General features: G+C 67.4%; 23 protein-coding genes. 14 read left to right on the top strand and 9 right to left on the bottom strand.

Annotated elements, in window-relative coordinates; genetic code table 11:
* Positions 1-129: 129 nt before the first annotated feature.
* From bufA2 to HIV01_RS14190, 6 genes are all read left to right on the top strand, one after another.
* Positions 130-579, top strand: a complete 450-nt coding sequence (gene bufA2 / locus HIV01_RS18185) for a BufA2 family periplasmic bufferin-type metallophore (RefSeq protein WP_245156815.1) — start codon at positions 130-132, stop codon at positions 577-579.
* Entirely contained in the window at positions 576-1,463 is an 888-nt protein-coding gene (gene bufB, locus HIV01_RS14210; protein ID WP_200608136.1) for an MNIO family bufferin maturase, read from the top strand. Before bufA2 ends, bufB begins: the two co-directional genes overlap by 4 nt.
* Positions 1,460-2,251 carry an HvfC/BufC N-terminal domain-containing protein gene (locus HIV01_RS14205; RefSeq protein ID WP_200608134.1) on the top strand — a complete coding sequence of 264 codons (792 nt, stop codon included), beginning with the start codon at positions 1,460-1,462 and terminating at the stop codon, positions 2,249-2,251. The genes bufB and HIV01_RS14205 overlap by 4 nt, the downstream gene beginning before the upstream one ends.
* A gap of 36 nt (positions 2,252-2,287) precedes the next feature.
* Positions 2,288-2,653: an MmcQ/YjbR family DNA-binding protein gene (locus HIV01_RS14200; RefSeq protein WP_200608132.1), complete on the top strand. Its 366-nt coding sequence runs from the start codon at positions 2,288-2,290 to the stop codon at positions 2,651-2,653.
* 74 nt (positions 2,654-2,727) lie between these two features.
* A complete protein-coding gene (locus tag HIV01_RS14195; RefSeq protein ID WP_200608130.1) occupies positions 2,728-4,038 on the top strand; it encodes a M20 family metallopeptidase in 1,311 nt (436 codons plus the stop codon).
* Between the two features lie 80 nt (positions 4,039-4,118).
* Positions 4,119-5,468, top strand: coding sequence for a M20 family metallopeptidase (locus HIV01_RS14190; RefSeq protein WP_200608128.1), 1,350 nt, complete (start codon positions 4,119-4,121; stop codon positions 5,466-5,468).
* A gap of 7 nt (positions 5,469-5,475) precedes the next feature.
* Here HIV01_RS14190 and HIV01_RS14185 read toward each other — a convergent pair whose 3' ends face one another.
* On the bottom strand, positions 5,476-6,117 hold the full coding sequence (locus HIV01_RS14185; protein ID WP_200608126.1) for a glutathione S-transferase family protein: 642 nt from the start codon (positions 6,115-6,117) through the stop codon (positions 5,476-5,478).
* 127 nt (positions 6,118-6,244) lie between these two features.
* On the opposite strand from HIV01_RS14185, the gene queF reads away from it, so the two are divergent.
* The 3 genes from queF to HIV01_RS14170 all read left to right on the top strand — a co-directional run bounded on the left by queF (position 6,245) and on the right by HIV01_RS14170 (position 8,057).
* A complete protein-coding gene (queF, locus tag HIV01_RS14180) occupies positions 6,245-7,066 on the top strand; it encodes an NADPH-dependent 7-cyano-7-deazaguanine reductase QueF (RefSeq protein ID WP_200608124.1) in 822 nt (273 codons plus the stop codon).
* Positions 7,067-7,213: 147 nt separating this feature from the next.
* Positions 7,214-7,513, top strand: a complete 300-nt coding sequence (locus tag HIV01_RS14175; RefSeq protein WP_200608122.1) for a LysM peptidoglycan-binding domain-containing protein — start codon at positions 7,214-7,216, stop codon at positions 7,511-7,513.
* A gap of 52 nt (positions 7,514-7,565) precedes the next feature.
* The gene (locus HIV01_RS14170; protein ID WP_200608121.1) at positions 7,566-8,057 is read left to right on the top strand and encodes a hypothetical protein; all 492 of its coding nucleotides are present in this window, start codon (positions 7,566-7,568) and stop codon (positions 8,055-8,057) included.
* Between the two features lie 83 nt (positions 8,058-8,140).
* Here HIV01_RS14170 and HIV01_RS14165 read toward each other — a convergent pair whose 3' ends face one another.
* The gene (locus HIV01_RS14165) at positions 8,141-8,509 is read right to left on the bottom strand and encodes a YchJ family protein (protein WP_245156814.1); all 369 of its coding nucleotides are present in this window, start codon (positions 8,507-8,509) and stop codon (positions 8,141-8,143) included.
* 116 nt (positions 8,510-8,625) lie between these two features.
* Here HIV01_RS14165 and HIV01_RS14160 point away from each other — a divergent pair, with 116 nt between their 5' ends.
* Together HIV01_RS14160 and HIV01_RS14155 are read left to right on the top strand one after the other, a co-directional pair.
* Positions 8,626-9,333, top strand: a complete 708-nt coding sequence (locus HIV01_RS14160; RefSeq protein ID WP_207526975.1) for a UPF0149 family protein — start codon at positions 8,626-8,628, stop codon at positions 9,331-9,333.
* Between the two features lie 231 nt (positions 9,334-9,564).
* Positions 9,565-11,790 (top strand): NADP-dependent isocitrate dehydrogenase, encoded by a 2,226-nt coding sequence (locus HIV01_RS14155; RefSeq protein ID WP_200608115.1) that lies wholly within the window; start codon positions 9,565-9,567, stop codon positions 11,788-11,790.
* Positions 11,791-11,865: 75 nt separating this feature from the next.
* Here HIV01_RS14155 and HIV01_RS14150 read toward each other — a convergent pair whose 3' ends face one another.
* The 5 genes from HIV01_RS14150 to HIV01_RS14130 all read right to left on the bottom strand — a co-directional run bounded on the left by HIV01_RS14150 (position 11,866) and on the right by HIV01_RS14130 (position 15,633).
* Positions 11,866-12,930: a DUF4344 domain-containing metallopeptidase gene (locus HIV01_RS14150; protein WP_200608113.1), complete on the bottom strand. Its 1,065-nt coding sequence runs from the start codon at positions 12,928-12,930 to the stop codon at positions 11,866-11,868.
* A 122-nt stretch (positions 12,931-13,052) separates the two neighbouring features.
* Entirely contained in the window at positions 13,053-14,021 is a 969-nt protein-coding gene (locus tag HIV01_RS14145) for a DMT family transporter (RefSeq protein WP_200608111.1), read from the bottom strand.
* Between the two features lie 57 nt (positions 14,022-14,078).
* Positions 14,079-14,900, bottom strand: a complete 822-nt coding sequence (locus HIV01_RS14140; RefSeq protein WP_200608109.1) for an AraC family transcriptional regulator — start codon at positions 14,898-14,900, stop codon at positions 14,079-14,081.
* A gap of 107 nt (positions 14,901-15,007) precedes the next feature.
* Positions 15,008-15,271 carry a hypothetical protein gene (locus HIV01_RS14135; protein ID WP_200608107.1) on the bottom strand — a complete coding sequence of 88 codons (264 nt, stop codon included), beginning with the start codon at positions 15,269-15,271 and terminating at the stop codon, positions 15,008-15,010.
* Between the two features lie 146 nt (positions 15,272-15,417).
* Entirely contained in the window at positions 15,418-15,633 is a 216-nt protein-coding gene (locus tag HIV01_RS14130) for a hypothetical protein (protein ID WP_200608106.1), read from the bottom strand.
* 159 nt (positions 15,634-15,792) lie between these two features.
* Between HIV01_RS14130 and HIV01_RS14125 the strand changes: the two genes are divergently transcribed.
* The 3 genes from HIV01_RS14125 to HIV01_RS14115 all read left to right on the top strand — a co-directional run bounded on the left by HIV01_RS14125 (position 15,793) and on the right by HIV01_RS14115 (position 18,292).
* A complete protein-coding gene (locus tag HIV01_RS14125; RefSeq protein ID WP_200608104.1) occupies positions 15,793-16,770 on the top strand; it encodes a LysR substrate-binding domain-containing protein in 978 nt (325 codons plus the stop codon).
* 67 nt (positions 16,771-16,837) lie between these two features.
* Positions 16,838-17,713 carry a class I SAM-dependent methyltransferase gene (locus tag HIV01_RS14120; protein WP_200608102.1) on the top strand — a complete coding sequence of 292 codons (876 nt, stop codon included), beginning with the start codon at positions 16,838-16,840 and terminating at the stop codon, positions 17,711-17,713.
* A gap of 45 nt (positions 17,714-17,758) precedes the next feature.
* Positions 17,759-18,292: a pseudouridine synthase gene (locus HIV01_RS14115; protein ID WP_200608100.1), complete on the top strand. Its 534-nt coding sequence runs from the start codon at positions 17,759-17,761 to the stop codon at positions 18,290-18,292.
* A gap of 6 nt (positions 18,293-18,298) precedes the next feature.
* Here the strand turns inward: HIV01_RS14115 and HIV01_RS14110 are convergent, their stop codons facing one another.
* Both HIV01_RS14110 and HIV01_RS14105 read right to left on the bottom strand, forming a co-directional pair.
* On the bottom strand, positions 18,299-19,294 hold the full coding sequence (locus HIV01_RS14110; protein WP_200608099.1) for a DMT family transporter: 996 nt from the start codon (positions 19,292-19,294) through the stop codon (positions 18,299-18,301).
* On the bottom strand, positions 19,291-20,244 hold the full coding sequence (locus HIV01_RS14105) for an aldo/keto reductase (protein ID WP_200608097.1): 954 nt from the start codon (positions 20,242-20,244) through the stop codon (positions 19,291-19,293). The genes HIV01_RS14110 and HIV01_RS14105 overlap by 4 nt, the downstream gene beginning before the upstream one ends.
* Positions 20,245-20,438: the final 194 nt, after the last annotated feature.

Raw genomic sequence — 20,438 nt, 5'->3', positions numbered from 1 at the left:
CTTCCTACCCCTGTGCCACCTCTTATGGACCGAGGACGCGGTGGCACGGCGAGGGCAACGCCCATCTCCCAGCCGTCGCGGCCGATTCGCAAGTTCGCGTCCCTGCCCCGCTACTGGAGATATCCCCATATGAAGTCCCCTATCGTTCCCGTTTCCGGCGTTGCCCTGGCGCTGATCGCCGCCGGCATGGCCTTCGCCGCACCCGCCAGCGCCAAGGCCAAGTCATCGGACGCGGCCGAGCTGGTGCACTGTTCCGGCGTCAATGCCTGCAAGGGCCACAACGACTGCAAGACCGCCGACAACGCCTGCAAGGGCGAGGGCAGCTGCAAGGGCAAGGGCTTTGTCGCCGCATCCAAGAAGGCCTGTGGCGACATCGGCGGCACCCGCGTCGATCCCAGGATCAGCTTCAAGGCCGAGGCCGGTAGCCAGGTGCACTGCTACGGCGTCAACGCCTGCAAGGGACACAACGACTGCAAGACCGCCGACAACGCCTGCAAGGGCCACGGCAGCTGCAAGGGCAAGGGTTTCGTCACCCTGCCGGCCGCCAGCTGCGCCAACACCGGCGGCAACGCCGGGTGAGCAAGCGCGTCGCGAACAGCGGCGCAGGCGACTCCGGCGCGCGTGCGCCGGAGTCCCGTCCGTGGCTCGGCTTCGGGCTGGGGCTGCGCCCCGAATACTTCGAACAGATCCTGGCTTCGCCGCCGACGGTCGACTGGTTCGAGATCATTTCCGAGAACTTCATGGTCGACGGTGGCAAGCCGCTGCACTATCTCGATCGGATCCGCGCGCAGCATCCGATCGCCATGCACGGCGTGTCGCTGTCGATCGGCGGCACCGACCCGCTCGACCGCGCCTACCTCAAGCGTCTTCGCGAGCTGATGCATCGCATCGAACCGGCGTGGGTCTCCGATCACCTGTGCTGGACCGGCGTCGATGGCATCAACAGCCACGACCTGCTGCCGCTGCCGTACAACGAAGCAACCATCGCCCACGTGGTCGAACGCGTGCAGCGGGTGCAGGAGTATCTCGGCCGTGAACTGCTGCTGGAGAACCTGAGCAGCTATGTCGAGTTCCACGGGTCGGACATGCCCGAATGGGAGTTCGTTGCCTGCATCGCACGGCGCAGCGGCTGCCGGATCCTGCTGGACGTCAACAACATCCAGGTCAGCGCGCGCAATCACGGATTCAATCCGCACGATTACCTCGCCGGGATTCCCGCCGATCGTGTCTGGCAGATTCACCTGGCCGGCCACAGCGACTACGGCACGTACTGCGTCGATACCCACGACCACGAAGTGCCCGACTCGGTGTGGTCCTTGTACGAGAATGCGATCGCACGGTTCGGCGCGGTCAGCACGATGATCGAGCGGGACGACCACTTTCCGCCGCTGCCGGAGCTGCTGGCCGAACTCGATCTGGCACGCGCGGCGTTTGCGCGCGCCATGCCGGCGATGGCGGCATGACTTCCCGATCGGCCACGAGTGATCCGCTGGCGCGGCTGCAACGACAGTTCCTGGCGCAGGTTCGCGGTAGCGATGACAACGTCGACGGCCTGCTCGCCGCTGGCCGGATGCCCGCGGAGCTTGGCCTTGGCATCTATGGGAACGCCTATGGCGCGCGGCTGCGCGAGGCGCTCGAGCACGACCACCCGGTGTTGGGCACCTACCTGGGCGATGAGCTGTGGGCGCGCATGTGCGAGGACTTCATCGCAATGCATCCCTCACGTGTTCGCTCGTTGCGCGATTTCGGCTCGGGCCTGCCCGGTTTCCTTGCCAGGGCCGATCCCTTCGCTGCGCACCCGCAATTGGCGGAGCTGGCCCGGTTCGAGCGCTGCCTGCTCGACGGATTCGACGCGGCCGATGGCGTTCGCCTGGCCTGGGACGACCTGCGGGCTCTGCCTCAGGCGGACTGGGCGAGCCTGCGGCTGGCGCTGCATCCCAGCTTCCGGCTGTTCGAGGGCGGGTACAACAGCGTCGAGACCTGGCAGGCGATCAAGGCCGGGCAGTCGCCGCCGGCCGCGGTTGCCGCGCACGCGAGCTGGGCGCTGTGGCGCGACGAAGAGCGGGTCTGCCGATTCCGCTCGATCGATCCGGTCGAACGGCTGGCGATCAGCCACCTCCTCCACGGCGGAAGTTTCGCCGGCCTGTGCGAGGCACTGGCCACTGAGCTTGAGGTGAGTGACGTGCCCGTCGTCGCCATCGGCCATCTGCAGTCATGGTGCGCCGAAGGATGGCTGTCGCGACTGTACTGACAGTTTCTGGCAGCCGACGGTGCCAGAATCCCGCCCATGGATACCTTGCAACTGCAGGCCCATTGCGCGGGCCTGCGCGGCGCGACGGTGACGCTGCATCCCGAGCCGCGCAACATCCTGGTCTACAACGTCGGCGACAAGACCTTCGCCTACTTCAAGACCAGCGAACCCGAGCGCTGGCGCTTCAGCATCAAGGTCTCGCCGGAGCGCTTCGTCGAGCTCACCGATGTCCCCGGCATGAAGCCGGCACGCTTCATGGGCCGCTTCCGCTGGATAACCATCGTCGATGTGCGCCGGGTACCGGAGGACTACCTGGTCGAGCTGGTGGAGTGGTCGTACCGGCGCGCGCTGGACGGCCTGAGCCGCAAGCGCCAGGCGCAGGTGCTGGGCAACGACGCCTGATCCGGACTACACGGGGCAGGTCGCGCCGGCTAGCATCGGGTTCTATTCCCGGAGTGTCCCGGAGTGCCTGCTTGATGCGCCCTTTGATCCTGCCTGCCCTGCTCGCCGCATTGCTGGCCCCGTCCGCGAGCGCGCAGACGCCAGATGCCCCGTCACCCGATGCGACCACCGCCGCCAAGGCAGTGCAGCCGCAGGTCGTCGCCTGGCGCCGCGACCTCCACCAGCATCCCGAGCTGGGCAACCAGGAAGTCCGCACGGCGAAAGTGATTGCCGAGCAGCTGCGCAAGCTCGGCCTGCAACCGCGCACCGGCATTGCCCATACCGGCGTCGTTGCCGTGCTCAAGGGCGGCCGTCCCGGTCCGCGCATCGCCATTCGCGCCGACATGGACGCATTGCCGGTGACCGAGCAGACCGGCCTGCCGTTCGCATCGAAGGTGACCTCGCAGTATCGCGGCCAGGCGGTCGGCGTGATGCACGCCTGCGGCCACGATGCCCATGTCGCGATCCTGCTGGGCGTGGCGACCGCGCTGGCGGCGCAGAAGCAGGAGCTGCCGGGCGAAGTGATGTTCGTTTTCCAGCCGGCCGAGGAAGGTCCGCCGAATCCGGGTGAGACCTTCGGCGCCAAGCTCATGCTCGACGAAGGCGTGTTCCGCGACTTCAAGCCCGACGCCGTGTTCGGCCTGCATGTCTGGGCCGGTTTGCCGGTCGGGCAGGTCGGCGTGCGCAGCGGTCCGATGCTCGCCGCCGCCGACGAGTGGAGCCTGACGGTCAACGGCAAGCAGACCCATGGCTCGCGTCCGTGGGACGGCGTCGACCCGATCACCGTCGCCGCGCAGATCCTGCTCGGCACGCAGAGCCTGATCGCGCGCCAGGTCAACATCGCCGCGACGCCGGTGGTGCTGACCGCCGGCCAGTTCAATGCCGGCGTGCGCTTCAACATCATCCCCGACGAGGCCAAGGTGGTCGGCACGCTGCGCACCTTCGACGCCAAGGTGCGCGAGGACGTGATCACGCGCTTCCGTCGCACCGCCGAGGACTTCGCCCACGCCAGCGGCGCGACCGCCAAGCTCGAGGTGGCCAGCAATGCACCGGCGACGATCAACGACGCCGCGCTGACCACCCGCGTGCGGCCGTCGCTGCAGCGCGCGGTCGGCGCCGACAACGTCGTCGAGATGCCGATGGTGACCGTGGCCGAGGACTTCGCCCAGTTCGCCAACACCGTGCCGGGCCTGTACTTCTTCGTCGGGTCCACTTCGGCCGGCATCGATCCGGCGCGCGCACCGATCAACCACTCGCCGCAGTTCCTGCTCGACGAGCAGTCGCTCGACGTCGGCACCCGCGCGATGCTGCAGGTGGCGCTGGACTACCTGCACGGCGGCGGCTGACCCCGGCGCCCCGGCAAACTTTCCCTTTCGAATCCCTGCCGCGGTCGTCGATCGCGGCACCGACCACACCGGAGTAATCGATGCGTCGTCCCGTCCTGCACGTCCTGCCTGCCCTGATTGCCGCCCTGCTCGCCTCACCGGTCCATGCCGCGGAAGGCACCGAGCGGCCGGAGGTCACCGCCGCAGCCAAGTCCGTGCAGCAGAAGGTCGTGGCCTGGCGCCGCGACTTCCACCAGAACCCGGAGCTGTCCAACCGCGAGACGCGCACCGCAGCCAAGGTCGCCGAGCACCTGCGCGCGCTCGGCCTGAAGCCGGTGACCGGCATCGCCCATAACGGCGTCGTGGCGATCATCCAGGGCGGCAAGCCCGGCCCGCGCGTCGCCTTGCGCGCCGACATGGACGCACTGCCGGTGACCGAGCAGGTCGACCTGCCGTTCGCCTCGAAGGCCACCGCGACTTTCCGCGGGCAGACCGTCGGCGTGATGCACGCCTGCGGCCACGATGCCCACACCGGCATCCTGCTCGGCATCGCCGATGCGCTGGTGAAGATGAAGGCCGACCTGCCCGGCTCGGTGATGCTGGTGTTCCAGCCGTCCGAGGAAGGCGCGCCCGATGGCGAGGAGGGCGGCGCATCGCTGATGCTGGAAGAAGGCGTGTTCAAGACCTTCAAGCCCGACGCGATGTTCGGACTGCACGTGTTCTCGACCTTGCAGGCCGGGCAGATCGGCGTTCGCCAGGGTCCGCTGATGGCGGCCTCGGACAAGTTCACCATCAAGATCAAGGGCCGGCAGACGCACGGTTCGCGGCCGTGGGGCGGCATCGATCCGATCGTCGCCGCCGCCGACGTCATCGGCACCGCGCAGACCATCGTCAGCCGTCGCACCGACATCGCCAAGCTGCCGGCGGTGGTCACCTTCGGCGCGATCAACGGCGGCATCCGCTACAACATCATTCCCGACGAAGTCGAAATGGTCGGCACCATCCGCACCTTCGACGAAGGCATGCGGCAGAAGATCTTCAGCGACCTGAAGAACGTCGCCGAGCATGTCAGCAGCGCCAACGGCGCCACCGCGATCGCCAATGTCCCCGACAGCCAGGGCAATCCGGTGACGTTCAACAATCCGGCGCTGACCGCGCGCATGCTGCCAAGCCTGCAGGCGGTGGCCGGCGCCGACAACGTGGTCGAGCCGTCGCTGCAGATGGGCGCCGAGGACTTCTCCTACTTCGCCAAGGAAGTGCCGTCGATGTTCTTCTTCGTCGGCGCCACGGCCAAGGGCATCGACCCGGTGACGGCGCCGAGCAACCACTCGCCGCAGTTCGCACTGGACGAGTCGGCGCTGGACCTGGGCCTGCGCGCGCTGCTGCAGGTGACGCTGGACTACCTGCATCAGCCGCAGGCGGTTGCGGTGGCGCAGACGGGCAACGACTGAGAGCCCGTCATCCCAACTCCTTCACCGAGTTGGGATCCATCGAGTACGGGTGCACCTGCGCCAGGTGCCCCGGCTGTTGCGTCACGCGCTCGATCCACGCGCTCACGTTCGGATAGGCATCCAGATTGAATCCCGCTTCACCGGCCACGCCGGCATACGCGAACACCGCGATGTCGGCGATGCCATAGCGGTCGCCGGCGATGAACTCGCGCGTCGACAATTCGCGTTCGAGGATGGCCAGTGCGTTCGCACCGGCGGCACGCTTGATCGCGACCAGCGCCTCCGGCCGGCGCGCCAGCTTTCCGGTCAGCGTCCAATGGCGCAGCGCACCGATCTGGCTCTCGATGCGCTCCTGCTCGAACGACAGCCATTGCCAGACCCTGGCTCGCCCGTAGGCATCGTCGGGCAGGTACTGCGACCCTTCGGCGAGGTACATCAGGATCGCGTTGGACTCGGCGATCGTGCGTCCGTCGTCCAGTTCGAGCGCCGGCACGGTGCCGGTGGGGCTGATCGCCAGGTAGTCCGGCCGGCGCCCTTCGCCCTCGAAGATGCTGACGATGCGGGTCTGCCAGGGCTGCCCCAGGTGCTGCAGCAGCTGGCGCACCTTCCAGGCGTTGCGGGAAGGCAGGTAGTCGTAGAGGGTGAGCATAGGAGGGTCCCGGTGTGGTCGATGGCGGCAGTTTCGACCGCTGCCACGGCCCCCGCTATCCGATCCTTGCAGCGCCGCCCGCTCACCGGTCAGGTTGGCGCTCGCCACCGCAGGTAAAATCGCCGCCATGACCCACCAAGACCTGCCGCTCGGCCGCCACGTCGACTACCCGCGCGAGTACGACGCGTCCCTGCTGTTCCCGATCGCCCGTGCGCTCGGCCGCGGCCACATCGGCATCGACGACGATGCGTTGCCCTTCATCGGCCTCGACCGCTGGCATGCCTATGAGCTGAGCTGGCTCGATGCCCATGGCAAGCCGCACGTCGGCACGGCGACGATCACGGTGCCGGCGACGGCACCGAACCTGATCGAGTCGAAGTCGCTGAAGCTGTACCTCAACTCGTTCAACTCCTCGCGCTTCGACAGCGACCAGGCCGTGCGCGAACGCATGGCCGCCGATCTGACGCGCGCCGCGGGTGCGCCGGTGGAGGTCGCCTTCGGCCTGCCGCCGATCGACGAGAGTGCCGACAACGCCATCGTCGATTGCATCGACGGACTCGATGTCGCCATCGACGATTACGGCCCGCCGAATGCGGCGCACCTTGCCGCCGATCCAGCGCATGTCGTCACCGAGACGCTGACCAGTTCGCTGCTGAAGTCGAATTGCCCGGTCACCGGACAGCCCGACTGGGCGCGCGTGGTGATCACCTACCACGGTCCGCAGCTCGATCGCGCTGGCCTGCTGCGCTACCTGGTCTCTTTCCGCGACCACGCCGAGTTCCACGAGCAGTGCGTCGAACGCATTTTTTCCGATCTGGTCGCGCATGCGTCACCGCAGCGTCTGTCGGTGGAGGCTCGCTACACGCGTCGCGGTGGCCTGGACATCAATCCGTGGCGCGCAACACCGGGCAGCGAGCAGCCCACCGCCGGGCGCGACGAACGGCAGTAACAGCGTTCGTTCATCTCATCGCAAGCGAAATGAGACCGGACTCATGCAAGCGCCGGTGAACTGAGACAAGGCTCACCCGGCCGCCATATTTCCTTAACAAGGCGCATGTCATGGTGCTCCCGCCATTCCGGCAGGAGCCGCCCACCCATGACCACACCGGACAAGAAAGCCGATTTCTCCGGCGTCAGCGCCAACGTCGACACCACCGCCGAGAAGGTCGAGAAGGCCGATTTCTCTGGCGTGACCGCATCGGTCGACACCACCGCCGAAAAAGTCGGCGAGCAGACCTATACCGTCGCCAAGGGCGACACCCTTTCGCATATCGCCAAGCAGTTCTACGGCAGTGCGAACAAGTGGAACGCGATCTTCGAGGCCAACCGCGACCAGCTGGACGATCCCGACAGGATCCAGCCAGGGCAGGTGCTGAAGATTCCGCCGCAGGACTGACCTCACTCCCTCCCCCTTTCCCTTTGCGTCAGAGTTCCAAGGAGATCGACTCATGATGAACCGCAATCGCCTGCACTACGCCGTCGCTGTTGCCTTGCTGGCATCGGTCGCCGTGGTGGGCTGCAAGAAGAAAGAAGAACCCGTCGCAGTAACCCCGCCGCCGGTCGAGACCGCGCCGGTTGCGCCGGCCGAACCGATGCCGGCTCCGGTGCCGGCAGGCGTGGCCGTTTCCAGCGTCACCCTCGGCACGGCCGCGGGCGCCGACAAGAAGATCGCCGCACCGACCATGGCCTTCACGCCGAAGGACAAGATCATCGTCTCGGTCGCCACCGACGGCACGGCCAGCAATGCCGAAGTCGCCACCCGCCTGGTCTTCCAGGACGGCCAGACCGCCGGCGAGATGAAGCAGGCCCTCAACACCACGGGCGCGGAAACGACCAACTTCGAGTTCACCAATGCCAAGCCGTGGCCGACCGGCAAGTACAAGGCCGAAGTGACCGTCAACGGCGCGCCGGCTTCGACCACCGAGTTCGAGGTCAAGTAAGGCGTCAACACTCTCTCTCCCCCACCTCATGGTGGGCAAGCATGGGCGCGGTCCTTTGCCGCGCCCCTTTTTTTGCGCGTAGATCAGTGATCGCCGTCGACGTAGAACCAGCGTCCGTCCTCGCGCACGAAGCGGCTCAGTTCGTGCAGTCGCACCGCCGGCGATCCGCCCGACTTGTAACGGGCGACGAATTCGACGATGGCGCTGTCGGCGCCTGTCATCGCATGCCGCCTGACCTCCAGCCCGAGCCAGCGCGTTGCCGCGGCATCGCCCAGGTCGAACCGGGCGGGTCGGGTATCGGCATGCCAGGTCGCCAGCAGGTAGTCGATGTCGCCCAGGACATAGGCGCTGTAACGCGATCGCATCAGCGCTTCGGCGGTTTCGGCAATGGCGCCGGCGTGCAGCAGCCCGCAGCAGGCGGCATACGGGCGGCCGAGGCCGCAGGGACACATGACTGTCATGGAATGCGACGCTGAACCGGGCTGCCCGGGATACGGGGACCCCCATTCTCGGCGAGAAAACACGCATGCGACTACCATGTCGCGTTTCTGTGATCGCGAGTTCCCCCATGAAAGTCCCCGCCTATCTCGACGACACCCAGATCGAACAACTGGCCGAGCTGCTGGAACAGCGCGCGGTGCCCTTCAAGGGCTTCAACCTGGAAGCACTCGACGGCTATCTGTCCGCGCTCGCGGTCGGCCCGGAAGTCATCCCGTTCGAGCAGTGGCAAGGCCCGGTCTGGGGCACGCAGCCGCGCTGGAAGGACGACGAAGAGCGCGAGACCGTCGAAGCCCTGCTGCAGGGCCACTGGAATATGGTCAGCCAGCGCGTGCGCTTTGGTGACGACGACCTGCCCGACCATCTGGCGCCGCTGCTGTGGCTGCCCGAGGACCCGGAAGAGGAACAGGAGGACGACCTCGATGTCGGTCGCGACTGGGCCTTCGGCTTCTTCCGCGGCGTCGAACTGAGCGAGATCCCCTGGGACACGTGGCTGGACGAGCACGAGTGGATCGACGAGATCTTCCTGCGCTTCGACCGTCTCGCCAGCGGCGAGGTCATCGGCGAGGATCCGGAGCAGCCCGGCACGCCGGTCAGCTACCGCGAGCGCCTGGAGATCATCGCCAGCCTGCCGGGCATGCTTGCCGACCTGCATCACCAGCGCATCGAGTCGCTGACGCCGCGCGAGCCGATCCGCCGCGAAGCCACGCCCGATCGCAACGAGCCGTGCCCGTGCGGCAGCGGCAAGAAGTACAAGAAGTGCTGCGGAGCCGCCTGAGGTCGGGGCGGGACGGGTTCAACACGGCCGCGTATGGATCTGGCCACGCGCTCATGACCCACACCGTTGCGCCCCGGCGCTTTGCCCGCCCCCGCTAAACCGCGACAATGCGACGGTTGCGCGCCTGCGGGCGCGCGTCGCCATCGGCAAGCACCGGCGTGAGCCGCCCGGTGCTGCCCGGCCTGCCCAGGCCTCCCGACCACACTGCATCTGCAAGCGAGTCACGCCGACATGTCCAACACCCCCAAGATCATCTACACGCTGACCGACGAAGCGCCGTTCCTGGCCACGCAGTCGTTGCTGCCGATCGTCGCGGCGTACACCGCCACCGCGGGCATAGCTGTCGAGACGCGCGACATTTCGCTGGCCGGTCGCATCCTGTCGCAGTTCCCTGATTTCCTGAAGGACGATCAGAAGATCGGCGACCACCTGGCCGAGCTGGGCGAACTGGCGACCACGCCGGACGCGAACATCATCAAGCTGCCCAACATCAGCGCCTCGGTGCCGCAGCTCAAGGCCGCCATCGTCGAGCTGCAGCAGCAGGGCTATGCGCTGCCGGACTACCCGGAAGAGCCGCAGGGCGAGCGCGAGAACGAGATCAAGGCCCGCTACGACAAGATCAAGGGCAGCGCGGTCAACCCGGTGCTGCGCGAAGGCAACTCCGACCGCCGCGCCCCGCTGTCGGTGAAGAACTACGCCCGCAAGCATCCGCACCGCATGGGCAAGTGGAACAGCGAATCGAAGTCGCACGTCGCGCACATGGACGCCGGTGACTTCTACGGCAGCGAGCAGTCGTACCTGGTCGAGAAGGCCGGCACGGTCTCCATCGACCTGGTTGGCAAGGACGGCCGCCGCAACATGCTCAAGACCAACATCAAGGTCAAAGCCGGCGAGCTGATCGACGCTTCGGTGATGAGCGCTTCGGCGCTGTCGCGCTTCGTCGATGCGCAGATCGAGGATGCCAAGGCGCAGGGCGTGCTCTTCTCGCTGCACCTGAAGGCGACGATGATGAAGGTCTCCGACCCGATCATGTTCGGCATCGTGGTCAAGCGTTACTACCGTGACGTGCTGGCCAAGCACGGCAAGGAACTCGAGCAGGCCGGCTTCGATCCCAACAACGGCATCGGCGATCTGTACGCGCGCCTGTCGTCGCTGCCGGCCGACGTGGCCGCCGCCATCGAGACCGACATCGTCACCGAGTACACCCGCCGCCCGGCACTGGCGATGGTCAACTCCGACAAGGGCATCACCAACCTGCACGTGCCCAGCGACGTGATCGTCGACGCCTCGATGCCGGCGATGATCCGCGACTCGGGCTGCATGTGGAACACCGACGGCAAGCTGCAGGACACCAAGGCGGTGATCCCGGACCGCTGCTACGCCGGCATCTACCAGGCGGTGATCGACGACTGCAAGGCCAATGGCGCCTTTGATCCGGCGACGATGGGCAGCGTGCCCAACGTCGGCCTGATGGCCCAGAAGGCCGAAGAGTACGGTTCGCACGACAAGACCTTCCAGATCCCCGCCGACGGCACCGTGCACGTGCTCGACGAGGCCGGCAACGTGCTGATGGAGCACGCGGTGGAAGCCGGCGACATCTGGCGCATGTGCCAGACCAAGGACGCGCCGATCCAGGACTGGGTCAAGCTCGCCGTCAACCGCGCGCGCCTGAGCCACACCCCGGCGGTGTTCTGGCTGGATCCGAAGCGCGCGCACGACGCCAACGTGATCGCCAAGGTCGAGCGTTACCTCGCCGACCACGACACCAGCGGCCTGGACATCCGCATCCTCGCCCCGGTCGAGGCGATGAAGCTGTCGCTCGAGCGCATCCGCAAGGGCCAGGACACGATCTCGGTGACCGGCAACGTGCTGCGTGACTACCTGACCGACCTGTTCCCGATCATGGAGCTGGGCACCAGTGCCAAGATGCTGTCGATCGTGCCGCTGATGGCCGGCGGTGGCCTGTTCGAGACCGGCGCCGGCGGTTCGGCCCCCAAGCACGTGCAGCAGTTCGTCGAAGAGGACTACCTGCGCTGGGATTCGCTCGGCGAGTTCCTGGCGCTGGCTGCCTCGATCGAACACATGGCCGAGCGCCATGGCGATGCGCGCGCACGCGTGCTCGCCGATGCCCTCGATGCCGCCAACGGCAAGTTCCTCGACAACGACAAGTCGCCGTCGCGCAAGGTCGGCGGTATCGACAACCGTGGCAGCCACTTCTACCTGGCGATGTACTGGGCCCAGGCGCTGGCCGCGCAGGATGCCGATGCAGGCCTGAAGGCGCGCTTCGCCAAGCTCGCCGCCACGCTGGAGAGCAACGAGACGAAGATCGTCGAGGAGCTGGCCGCGGTGCAGGGCAAGCCGGTGGAGATCGGCGGCTACTACCACCCGGACGTCGCGCTGATGTCGAAGGCGATGCGCCCGAGCGAGACGTTCAATGCGGCGGTGGCGGCGCTGTAAGGCCGGATCACCATCGCTGCATGAAAAAGGCCCGGCGCAAGCCGGGCCTTTTTTTGTCTGGCCAGCGCGATTGCGCTATTGCGACGTCGAAGGACGCACGTAAGGCAACGATGCGTTGCGATCCCGCTCCTGCTCGCGCTGCTGGAACAAGCGGTTGGCCTTCTCTTCGGTCATCTCGAACTTCGGCGCCACGTACGGCAGCAGCAGGCGCAGCCACGAACGGCTGATGCGTCGTGCCTCTTCCGGACAACCCTTCGCGCGCGCTTCCGGCAGGTCACCATCGGTGACGATGCTGAGGTAACGCGCCGGATCGCTGCCGTACAGTAGGCACTGCAGGTTGAAGTAGCGCTGCTCGCCCAGCGCGTGCTGGTCGGCGTAGGCATCGAGGTTGTACTCACCGGTGCTGCGCGCAAGGAACCAGTTCGAGGCCATGCGCAGGTTCTCGGTCACCACCGTGGTCGACTCGTCGAGGCCTGCAAAACGCAGCATCAGCGTGGTGGCCAGCTGGTCGACCGCGTCTTCCTCGCGCCCGGTGATCGGGATCTGCAGCATGTTGATCAGCGCGTGGCCGGTCTCGTGCAGCAGGATGAAGCGCACGTTCGCCTCGAGGTAGCGCTGCGCATAGTCGTCGCCGAGCTTGTTCTGCGCGGCGATCTCGCGACCGCGCTCGAGCAGCACCTTCATCGTCTCGTAGCACATCACCACTTCGCCGCGTTCGGGCGAGTAGAACGCGTTGGGCTCGCCGCACTCGGCGGTGAGGTAGTTGATCTGTCGCGGCAGCATCAGCATGCCGTCGATGGCCTGCACTTCCGGCAGCTTGTGCAGCATGTCGCCGTCATGGGCGAGCTTGTAGTACTCCTCCAGCGCCGGTGTCTTCGGCTTGACGTACTCGAAGCCGAACTGCACGCCACCGACCTTGGACTCGGCATTGGCGGCCTTGCCGAACACGACCGGCTTGAGCGCGGCCAGTTCGTCGCTGACCGCCTTCTCGGCGTCGGCGCGACCTTCGGCCCGGCCCTCGGCGCGTGCCGCGGCCAGCTTCGCCGGCTCACGCTTGGCGACGATCAACGAATAGCCGAAGGCACCGCTGACCGCACCCAGGGCCAACGACAACGTGACGATCAGGACTCTTGGCGACATGCGCTTCCCCGTTGCGCTTCACAGGCGTGGCGTACCACGGCCACGCCCGGATCGTAGCGGCTTGGGCGTGACGACGGAACCGTCGTCGTGTTCAGGTGCCCGGACCCTGGGAAGCGTGGACCCTAGGAAGCGTGGACCTCGGCAACGGCCTGCTCCGGGCGGATCCGCACCGCCCACATGACGCCGCCAATCAGCAGCGCGATGCCCAGCAGCGTCAATGCGCCCGGCATCTGACCGCGCAGCGCAAAGGCATAGGCCAGCGCTGCCAGGGTCTCGAACACGATCAGCTGCCCCGCCAGCGCGGTCGGCAAGCGCTGGCTGGCTTCGTTCCAGCAGGTCGTGCCCAGCCAGGAGGCGAACAGGCCGATCGCCGCCATCAGGCCGATGAAGAACCACGGCCGCGGACCGAACGGCATCTGGAATTCCGCACCGGCTAGCGCCATGCCGATCCACAGCAGGCCATAGCCCGCCGCGGCCAGCGGCAGCGTGGCCACGCCCTGCGCCGTCGCCCAGGTGCGCGGGCTGCGGTCCGGGTGGGCACGCAGCCAGTCGGCGTTGCGCAGCGGGTACCAGGTCCAGCAGGCGACGGCGACGATCGCGAGTAGCGCGCCCTGGGCGTAGCGAGCCGGATCAGCGTCGGGATCGGCACGCAGTGCCTGCAGTTCGACGTGGTTTACGCAGCCGATGCCGGCGGCGATCAGCAACAGCGATGGCAGCAGCGCGCGCCACGGCAGGCGACCATCACGACGGTGGTCGCGCAGGTTCGCACTGATCGCGATCACCACCGGCAAGGTGCCGATGATCATCGTCGGCAGCGGTGCACCGGCAAGCTGGATGGCGCTGGCCAGGCACAGGTAATAGAGCAGGTTGCCGATGAGGACCAGCTTCACTGCTTCGCGCCAGTCGCTGCGCGAGAGCCGTCGCAGCGCGGCGCGGTCCATCCACGCCAGCGGCAGCGCGATCAGGCCGAAGGCGAGGTAGCGGCCGACCGACTGCAGCGCCGCGGGATACTCGGGCAGCAACAGCGGGCCAACGAAGACCAGGCCCCACATCAGGCCGGCAGCTAGCGCGTAGAGGGTTCCGATCCACATGGGGTGCAGCGTGGGCGGATCGGCGGCATTTGTCTTGAACCAGATTGCGGTCGCGGGCTACTGGCGCAGCTGCCGGCGGTAGCGCGCCGGCGTCACGCCGTAACGGGCGGCGAAGGCGCGCGTGAGGTGGGCCTGGTCACTCAGGCCGACGCTGGCAGCCACCCGTGCGGGTGCCTGGCCACCCGCCAGCAGTCGCTTGGCTTCGAACAGGCGCAACGCCATCAGCATCTGCTGCGGCGTGGCGTGGTGGACCGCGCGGAAGCTGCGCAGGAAGTGGAAGGGGCTCAGTCCCGCCACGCCGGCCAGTTCTTCCAGCGTCATCGACCGGTCGAGGTTCGCACGCAGGTACTCGATGACCGGCGCGAAGCGCGGCGCAGCCTGGCGTGCAACCGGTGGGCGCCGGGCCTGGCGGGCGAAGGTGTCGAGCAACTGCGACAACAGACTGTCGAACGCCAATGGTTCGCGTGCCCACCACAGGCCGTCGAGCAACGCCGTCACTTGCTTCGCGCTTGCAGGATCGTGGGCGACGGCATCGGCGAACCACCAGCCGCGCTCGCCGGTGACGGACTCCACCACGTCCGGATCGATGTAGGCCATGCGGTAGCGCCAGCCGCCATCGGTCTCGGCGCGACCGGTATGCAACGCATCGGGATTCATCAGTACCAGTGAATCCGCCGGTGCCAGGTGCTCGCTGCCGTGATAGCGGAAGCGCTCGACCCCGGATTCGATCGCGCCCAGGCCGAAGGCTTCGTGCGTGTGCGGCTCGAAGGCGTGGCGGACGATGTGCGCGCGATACAGCTCGATGCCGGGGCGGTGCGCCGGCCGGCGGAACTGCGCCACGTCCTGCGGGTGCTCGAACTGGAGGGGGACGCCTTGCATGCGCCGATGATGCCACTCGCCGCGCCCTGCCTGCAGCCGTCATGCCCGTGCTGATCGGCGGGCATGACGGCGCGGATTTCGAGGGCGCGGATTCGGACGGCGGCGATTCAGAGGCGCATCAGGTGCAGCGGCGGATAGACGAGGGGCGGCTCGGCCTCGATTTCGGGGGCCTCGCTTTCGGGAGCGTGGATGGAGCGGGCGAACGCCGATTCATCGATGTCGTCGCCGTGCAGGCCTGCGCTCGAGAGTGCAAACGCGCGTGGCTGGCCGGGGTGGCGAGCGTAGCGCTGGCCAAACAGCGGGTTGCCAAAGGTCAGCTCGTGGCCGATGGGACCGGTGTCGCGCAAGGACTCGTTCTTGAACAGCTGCATGGCATTACTCCGTTGGGGGGAGGGAGTAGCCGAGCCCTGGCGCCATCCGTGGCGCCCTCTCGACTTCATGTCCAGGCTAGCGGTCGACGGTTACATCACGCCTTCGCGTGCGTTGCCGTTTTGTTCCGCGTTGCCAACCGGGCCATTCAGGCGCAGCAGCCGACGGCGCAGGCATCCAACTCAGGAGTGGAGCGCGTCTCCTCAGCGCGGCGGGCAGCGCGCGCGTGGCCGAGCGGAGCGAAGTACTTCTCCGATGCGGCGCGATTGCCGTAGCCGTGCGAGTAACGGTCATCGTCCTCGTCGAACGGGTGCGGATCGGGCTGATTGGTCTGCAGGAACAGCAGGTTGGTGAAGATGTTCATGGCGGACTCCCGGATTGATCTTGCCTGCCTGGCGTGGACAACTTCCTTGAACAGGATGCAAGATAGGCCCGCAGGTTTCGAAGTAAAAGCGACAGTTTTGCAACCAAGGATTGAGTTCTGCTCAAGTCTTGGCATGACAACCGGCACTGGAAACCGTCCATGAGTCGTCCGCCCCTGCAGGCCCTGATCGGATTCGCCGCCGCCGCGCGCATGGGCAACCTCACCCGCGCGGCCGAGTCGATGCACCTGACGGTCAGCGCCCTGAGTCATCAGATCCGCGCCATCGAAGAGCGGCTTGGACGACGCCTGTTCGTGCGCGGCGCACGCGGCGTGCGCCTCACCGACGACGGCCAGGCGTTGTACGAACGCATCGCGCCGCACCTGGACGCAATCGAGCGTGCGCTGCAGCCGCGCGTTTGCCGCGACGACTCGCTGACGATCACCTTGATGCCGTCGTTCGCATCGAGCTGGCTGGTGCCACGCCTGCCGCGCTTCCTCGCCGCGCATCCGCAACTGGAGATCAGCCTGCAATCGAACATCGGCGTGGTCGACTTCGCCCGCGAAACGGTGATCGATGCCGGCATCCGCTTCGGTCCGGGCAAGTGGCCGGGACTGGAAGCGGTGCACCTGTTCGACGACTGGGTGACGCCGACCGCGAGTCCGGCACTGCTCGAACGCCTGGGCTACCCGACGCTGCAGACGCTCGGCAGCTTTCCGTTGCTCGGCGCCCCCGGCGGTCGCTGGAGCGAATGGTTCGCCGAGTTCGGCGGCACGCCGCCGGAACGCTTCGTCGCCATCCTCGACGATTCGGAAAACCTGCACCGCGCTGCCGTCGAAGGTCTTGGCATCGTGCTCGGACGGATGACGCTGGCGCGTCCGCTGATCGAGGCCGGACGCCTGGTGACGTTGTTCGACGAACGCTTCAAGGCCGAGTTCGCCCATTACCTGGTGTTCCCGCCGCGTTCGCGCGGGCACCGCGGACTGGCCGTGTTCCGCGACTGGCTGCTGGAGGAAGCGCAGGTCTACGAGGCGGCCGAAGCCATACCGCCGCGCCATGTCGGTGCTGCACGCAAGGCGACCAAGGTGGTCAAGACGCCGAAGACGACCCCGGCCACCCGGCGCCGCAAGGGCGGGTGATGGCCGCCGCGTGCGCTTGGGGTTAGGCTGGCGCCCCCGTACCGAGCCAAGGCCTGGAGCCCGCCGCATGAAACGCACGCTGCCCGTCGTCCTGCTGTCCAGCCTGATGTCCGTCGCACTTGCCGGCTGCGCCAGCAGCGCGCACGACTCCACCACCGAAGCGGCCGCCGCCGCTGGCGCGAGCGCCAAGCCGGACAACAGCGCCGCCCTCGATGCCGCCATCGCCGGCAGCAACCGTGATCCGCGCAATGTCGTGCGCGACCAGTATCGCCACCCGCGCGAGACGCTGGCCTTCTTCGGCGTGGCGCCGCAGCAGACCGTCATCGAGATCACCCCGGGCGGCGGCTGGTATTCGGAGATCCTCGCGCCGTACCTGAAGAACGGCGGCCACTATGTCGCCGCGGTCTGGGACGACGCGATCCCCGGCCAGCCCAAGTACCGCTACGACCTCAACAAGACCCTGCGCGGCAAGTTCGCCGGCAACGCCGCCGTCTACGGCACGCCGGAAGTGCGCGTGTTCGATCCGAAGGCGCCGAACTTCGGCCCGGCCGGCTCGGCCGATACCGTGCTGACCTTCCGCAACGCCCACAACTGGGTCAGCGACGGCAATGCCGAGGCCTACTTCAAGGCATTCCACGATGTCCTCAAGCCGGGCGGCACGCTCGGCGTGGTCGACCATCGCGCCAAGCCGGACGCCAGCCTGGATGCTCAGAAGAAGTCGGGCTACCTGACCGAAGCGCTGGTGATCCAGCTCGCCCAGGGCGCCGGTTTCGTGCTCGATGAAAAGAGCGAGATCAACGCCAACGCCAAGGACACCACCGACCATCCCAACGGTGTGTGGACGCTGCCGCCGGTCAACCGCCACGACGCCGCCGATGACGCCAAGTACAAGGCCATCGGTGAAAGCGATCGGATGACGCTGCGGTTCCGCAAGGCGAAGTGACCTCGACAGCGCGGGAAGCGGCCTCCGCTTCCCGCGCCTGCACGCATGCTGATCGCCTTCAACAAACCCTATGGCGTGCTGTGCCAGTTCACCGACCGCAGCACCCCGCCGCGACCGACGCTGGCGGGTTTCGGCCTGCCGCCGCAGGTCTATGCCGCCGGCCGCCTCGACCACGACAGCGAAGGCCTGCTGCTGCTCACCGATGACGGCACGCTGGCGCATCGCCTGACCGATCCGCGCCACAAGCAGCCCAAGACCTACTGGGTGCAGGTCGAAGGCGATCCGACGGACGAACAGGTCGCGATGCTCGCGCGCGGTGTCGTGCTCAACGATGGACCGACGCGTCCGGCGCAGGCGCGGCGAATCGAGGGGCCAACGCTATGGCCGCGCGATCCGCCGGTGCGCTTTCGCAAGACCGTGCCCGATGCCTGGCTCGAGATCGCAATCAGCGAAGGCCGCAACCGCCAGGTACGGCGCATGACCGCCGCGGTCGGCCTGCCGACATTGCGCCTGGTGCGCGTGGCGATCGGGCCCTACCGGCTCGGTGATCTCGCCCCCGGCCAGTGGCGCGAAATCTAGGAACGCTCAGCCCCGCGTTTCTTCGCGCGGATCGGTGTCGGCGGGAAAGTTCGCCACCGGCACCGAGTTCGCCCCCGGTCTCGTCAGCAGCAGCACACCGCTGAGCACCACCGCGGTGCCGACCAGCTGCACTGCCGTGATCGGTTCGCCGAGCAGCCAGGCACCGAGGAACACCAGCGACACCGGCCCGATCACCGACATCTGCGCCGCCGATCCGGCGCCCAGTCGCGCCACTGCGCCCATGGTGAAGGTCACCGGCAGGAACGTGCAGAAGATCGCGTTGATGAGTGCCAGCCAGTACACCGGCGTGGGCAGCTGCAGCAGGTGCATCGGGTCGCGCAGCAGCAGGTAGTGGATCACCGTCGCCGCGGTCGACACGCACATCGCATACGCCACCAGCCGCAGCGAACCGATGCGCTGGATCAGCTGGCCCGACATCGCCAGGTACAGCGCATAGCTCAGCGCGGCCAGCAGCACCAGGCCGCTGCCGAACAGCACGTGCTCGCCCTGCACGCGCAGGTTCTCGACGAAGACCAGGGCGACGCCGGCGTAACTCACCGCCAGCGCGATCCATTCCTTGCGCGCGACCTTGCGGCCGAAGGCGAATACGCCGATCAGCAGCACGAAGGTCGGATTGAGGAACAGGATCAGCCGCTCCAATGACACCGGCACGTACTCCAGCCCCCAGAAGTCGAACAGGCTGGAGAGGTAGTAGCCGAGCACGCCCAGGATCAGGATCAGGCCAAAATCGCGACGGCTCATCGGCGTCCGGCCGGGCCGCCGCGATTCGTGGATGCCGAGGATCACGAACAGCGGCAGCGACATCAGCATGCGCAGCGCCAGCACGTCGAGCGCATCGATGCCGTAGCGATACTGGAACTTGGCGAGGATCGCCTTGGCCGAGAACAGCACCGCGCCGACCGCAGCCAGGGTGAAGCCGACCTTGCGAGCGCGACGCGCGGCCGGGTCGTGGAGAGCGATGGCGTCAGCGGGACGGTTCATTCGGCGCTGGCGCCATCGAGCTGGGCGATCTGCGCCGGTGTCAGCGACAGCCGCGCCGCCGCCAGCAGTTCATGCAGCTGCGCCACGCTGGTGGCACTGGCGATGGGCGCGGTGATCGACGGTCTTGCCATCAGCCAGGCCAGCGCCACCTGTGCCGGCGTCGCGCCATGGCTGGCGGCGACATCGTCCAATGCCTGCAGGATCCGCAGCCCCTTGGGGTTGAGGTATTTGCCGATGGCGCCGGCACGGGCGGCGCTCTTGCCGATGTCGGCGGCGCTGCGGTACTTGCCGCTGAGGAAGCCGCTGGCCAGCGAGTAATAAGGAATCACGGCGATGCCGTGGGCGAGCACCAGCGGCTCCAGTTCCGATTCGTAGCCGGCGCGGTCATGCAGGTTGTACTCCGGCTGCAGGCATTCGTAGCGCGGCAAGCCGTGGCGCTCGGCGGTGTCGAGCGCCTGCGCCAGGCGCGCGGCGCTGTAGTTGGATGCCCCGATCACCCGCACCTTGCCCTGGTCGATCAGCCGCGAGAAGGCACCCAGGGTTTCGACCAGGGGCGTGTCGGGGTCGTCGGCATGGGCCTGGTAGAGGTCGATCACGTCGGTCTGCAGGCGCTGCAGCGAACCCTCGACCGCGGCCTGGATGTTGCCCGGCGACAGCCCGCGATGGCGCTCCCACTTGCCCAGCTTGGTGGCCACGGTGACCCGGTCGCGCTTGCCGCTGCGCTTGAACCAGCGGCCGAGGATCGTCTCCGATTCGCCGCCCTGGTTGCCCGGGACCCAGTACGAGTACGAGTCGGCCGTGTCGACCAGGTCGAAGCCGGTCTCGACGAAGGCGTCCAGCAGGGCGAAGGACGTCGCCTCGTCGGCGCTCCATCCGAACACGTTGCCGCCGAAGGCAAGCGGGGCGACCTGCAGCGACGAACGGCCGAGCGGGCGGAGGGACTGGCGCATTGGGGGGGTCGCGGCAGGAGTAGGGTGTTACATGATGCGGCGCGTTGTGGTCGTTGGGGCAGACGCATCCCGCAACGCCGTGTTGCGGATCATGACCGGATGTCGACCGATGCCGGCACTGGATTGCGGGCGATGGGGTGTCAAATGCACGCAATCAGGCGGGTTTCTGCTAACGTCTGGGCCGATGCTGCCGC

This window comes from Lysobacter arenosi, from assembly GCF_016613475.2.
Lineage (GTDB): Bacteria > Pseudomonadota > Gammaproteobacteria > Xanthomonadales > Xanthomonadaceae > Lysobacter_J > Lysobacter_J arenosi.
This window is presented reverse-complemented; position numbering and strand designations above follow the sequence as displayed.

Bases quoted from the DNA above. Each gene is read 5' to 3' on its own strand.
- HIV01_RS14130 (WP_200608106.1), bottom strand. From the start codon at position 15,633: ATGAACATCTTCACCAACCTGCTGTTCCTGCAGACCAATCAGCCCGAT.
- HIV01_RS14205 (WP_200608134.1), top strand. From the start codon at position 1,460: ATGACTTCCCGATCGGCCACGAGTGATCCGCTGGCGCGGCTGCAACGA.
- HIV01_RS14115 (WP_200608100.1), top strand. From the start codon at position 17,759: ATGCTGATCGCCTTCAACAAACCCTATGGCGTGCTGTGCCAGTTCACC.
- HIV01_RS14145 (WP_200608111.1), bottom strand. From the start codon at position 14,021: ATGTGGATCGGAACCCTCTACGCGCTAGCTGCCGGCCTGATGTGGGGC.
- HIV01_RS14185 (WP_200608126.1), bottom strand. From the start codon at position 6,117: ATGCTCACCCTCTACGACTACCTGCCTTCCCGCAACGCCTGGAAGGTG.
- HIV01_RS14120 (WP_200608102.1), top strand. From the start codon at position 16,838: ATGAAACGCACGCTGCCCGTCGTCCTGCTGTCCAGCCTGATGTCCGTC.
- queF (WP_200608124.1), top strand. From the start codon at position 6,245: ATGACCCACCAAGACCTGCCGCTCGGCCGCCACGTCGACTACCCGCGC.
- bufA2 (WP_245156815.1), top strand. From the start codon at position 130: ATGAAGTCCCCTATCGTTCCCGTTTCCGGCGTTGCCCTGGCGCTGATC.
- HIV01_RS14160 (WP_207526975.1), top strand. From the start codon at position 8,626: ATGAAAGTCCCCGCCTATCTCGACGACACCCAGATCGAACAACTGGCC.
- HIV01_RS14125 (WP_200608104.1), top strand. From the start codon at position 15,793: ATGAGTCGTCCGCCCCTGCAGGCCCTGATCGGATTCGCCGCCGCCGCG.
- HIV01_RS14155 (WP_200608115.1), top strand. From the start codon at position 9,565: ATGTCCAACACCCCCAAGATCATCTACACGCTGACCGACGAAGCGCCG.
- HIV01_RS14200 (WP_200608132.1), top strand. From the start codon at position 2,288: ATGGATACCTTGCAACTGCAGGCCCATTGCGCGGGCCTGCGCGGCGCG.
- HIV01_RS14190 (WP_200608128.1), top strand. From the start codon at position 4,119: ATGCGTCGTCCCGTCCTGCACGTCCTGCCTGCCCTGATTGCCGCCCTG.
- HIV01_RS14165 (WP_245156814.1), bottom strand. From the start codon at position 8,509: ATGTGTCCCTGCGGCCTCGGCCGCCCGTATGCCGCCTGCTGCGGGCTG.
- HIV01_RS14105 (WP_200608097.1), bottom strand. From the start codon at position 20,244: ATGCGCCAGTCCCTCCGCCCGCTCGGCCGTTCGTCGCTGCAGGTCGCC.
- HIV01_RS14140 (WP_200608109.1), bottom strand. From the start codon at position 14,900: ATGCAAGGCGTCCCCCTCCAGTTCGAGCACCCGCAGGACGTGGCGCAG.
- HIV01_RS14135 (WP_200608107.1), bottom strand. From the start codon at position 15,271: ATGCAGCTGTTCAAGAACGAGTCCTTGCGCGACACCGGTCCCATCGGC.
- HIV01_RS14195 (WP_200608130.1), top strand. From the start codon at position 2,728: ATGCGCCCTTTGATCCTGCCTGCCCTGCTCGCCGCATTGCTGGCCCCG.
- HIV01_RS14110 (WP_200608099.1), bottom strand. From the start codon at position 19,294: ATGAACCGTCCCGCTGACGCCATCGCTCTCCACGACCCGGCCGCGCGT.
- HIV01_RS14170 (WP_200608121.1), top strand. From the start codon at position 7,566: ATGATGAACCGCAATCGCCTGCACTACGCCGTCGCTGTTGCCTTGCTG.
- HIV01_RS14150 (WP_200608113.1), bottom strand. From the start codon at position 12,930: ATGTCGCCAAGAGTCCTGATCGTCACGTTGTCGTTGGCCCTGGGTGCG.
- HIV01_RS14175 (WP_200608122.1), top strand. From the start codon at position 7,214: ATGACCACACCGGACAAGAAAGCCGATTTCTCCGGCGTCAGCGCCAAC.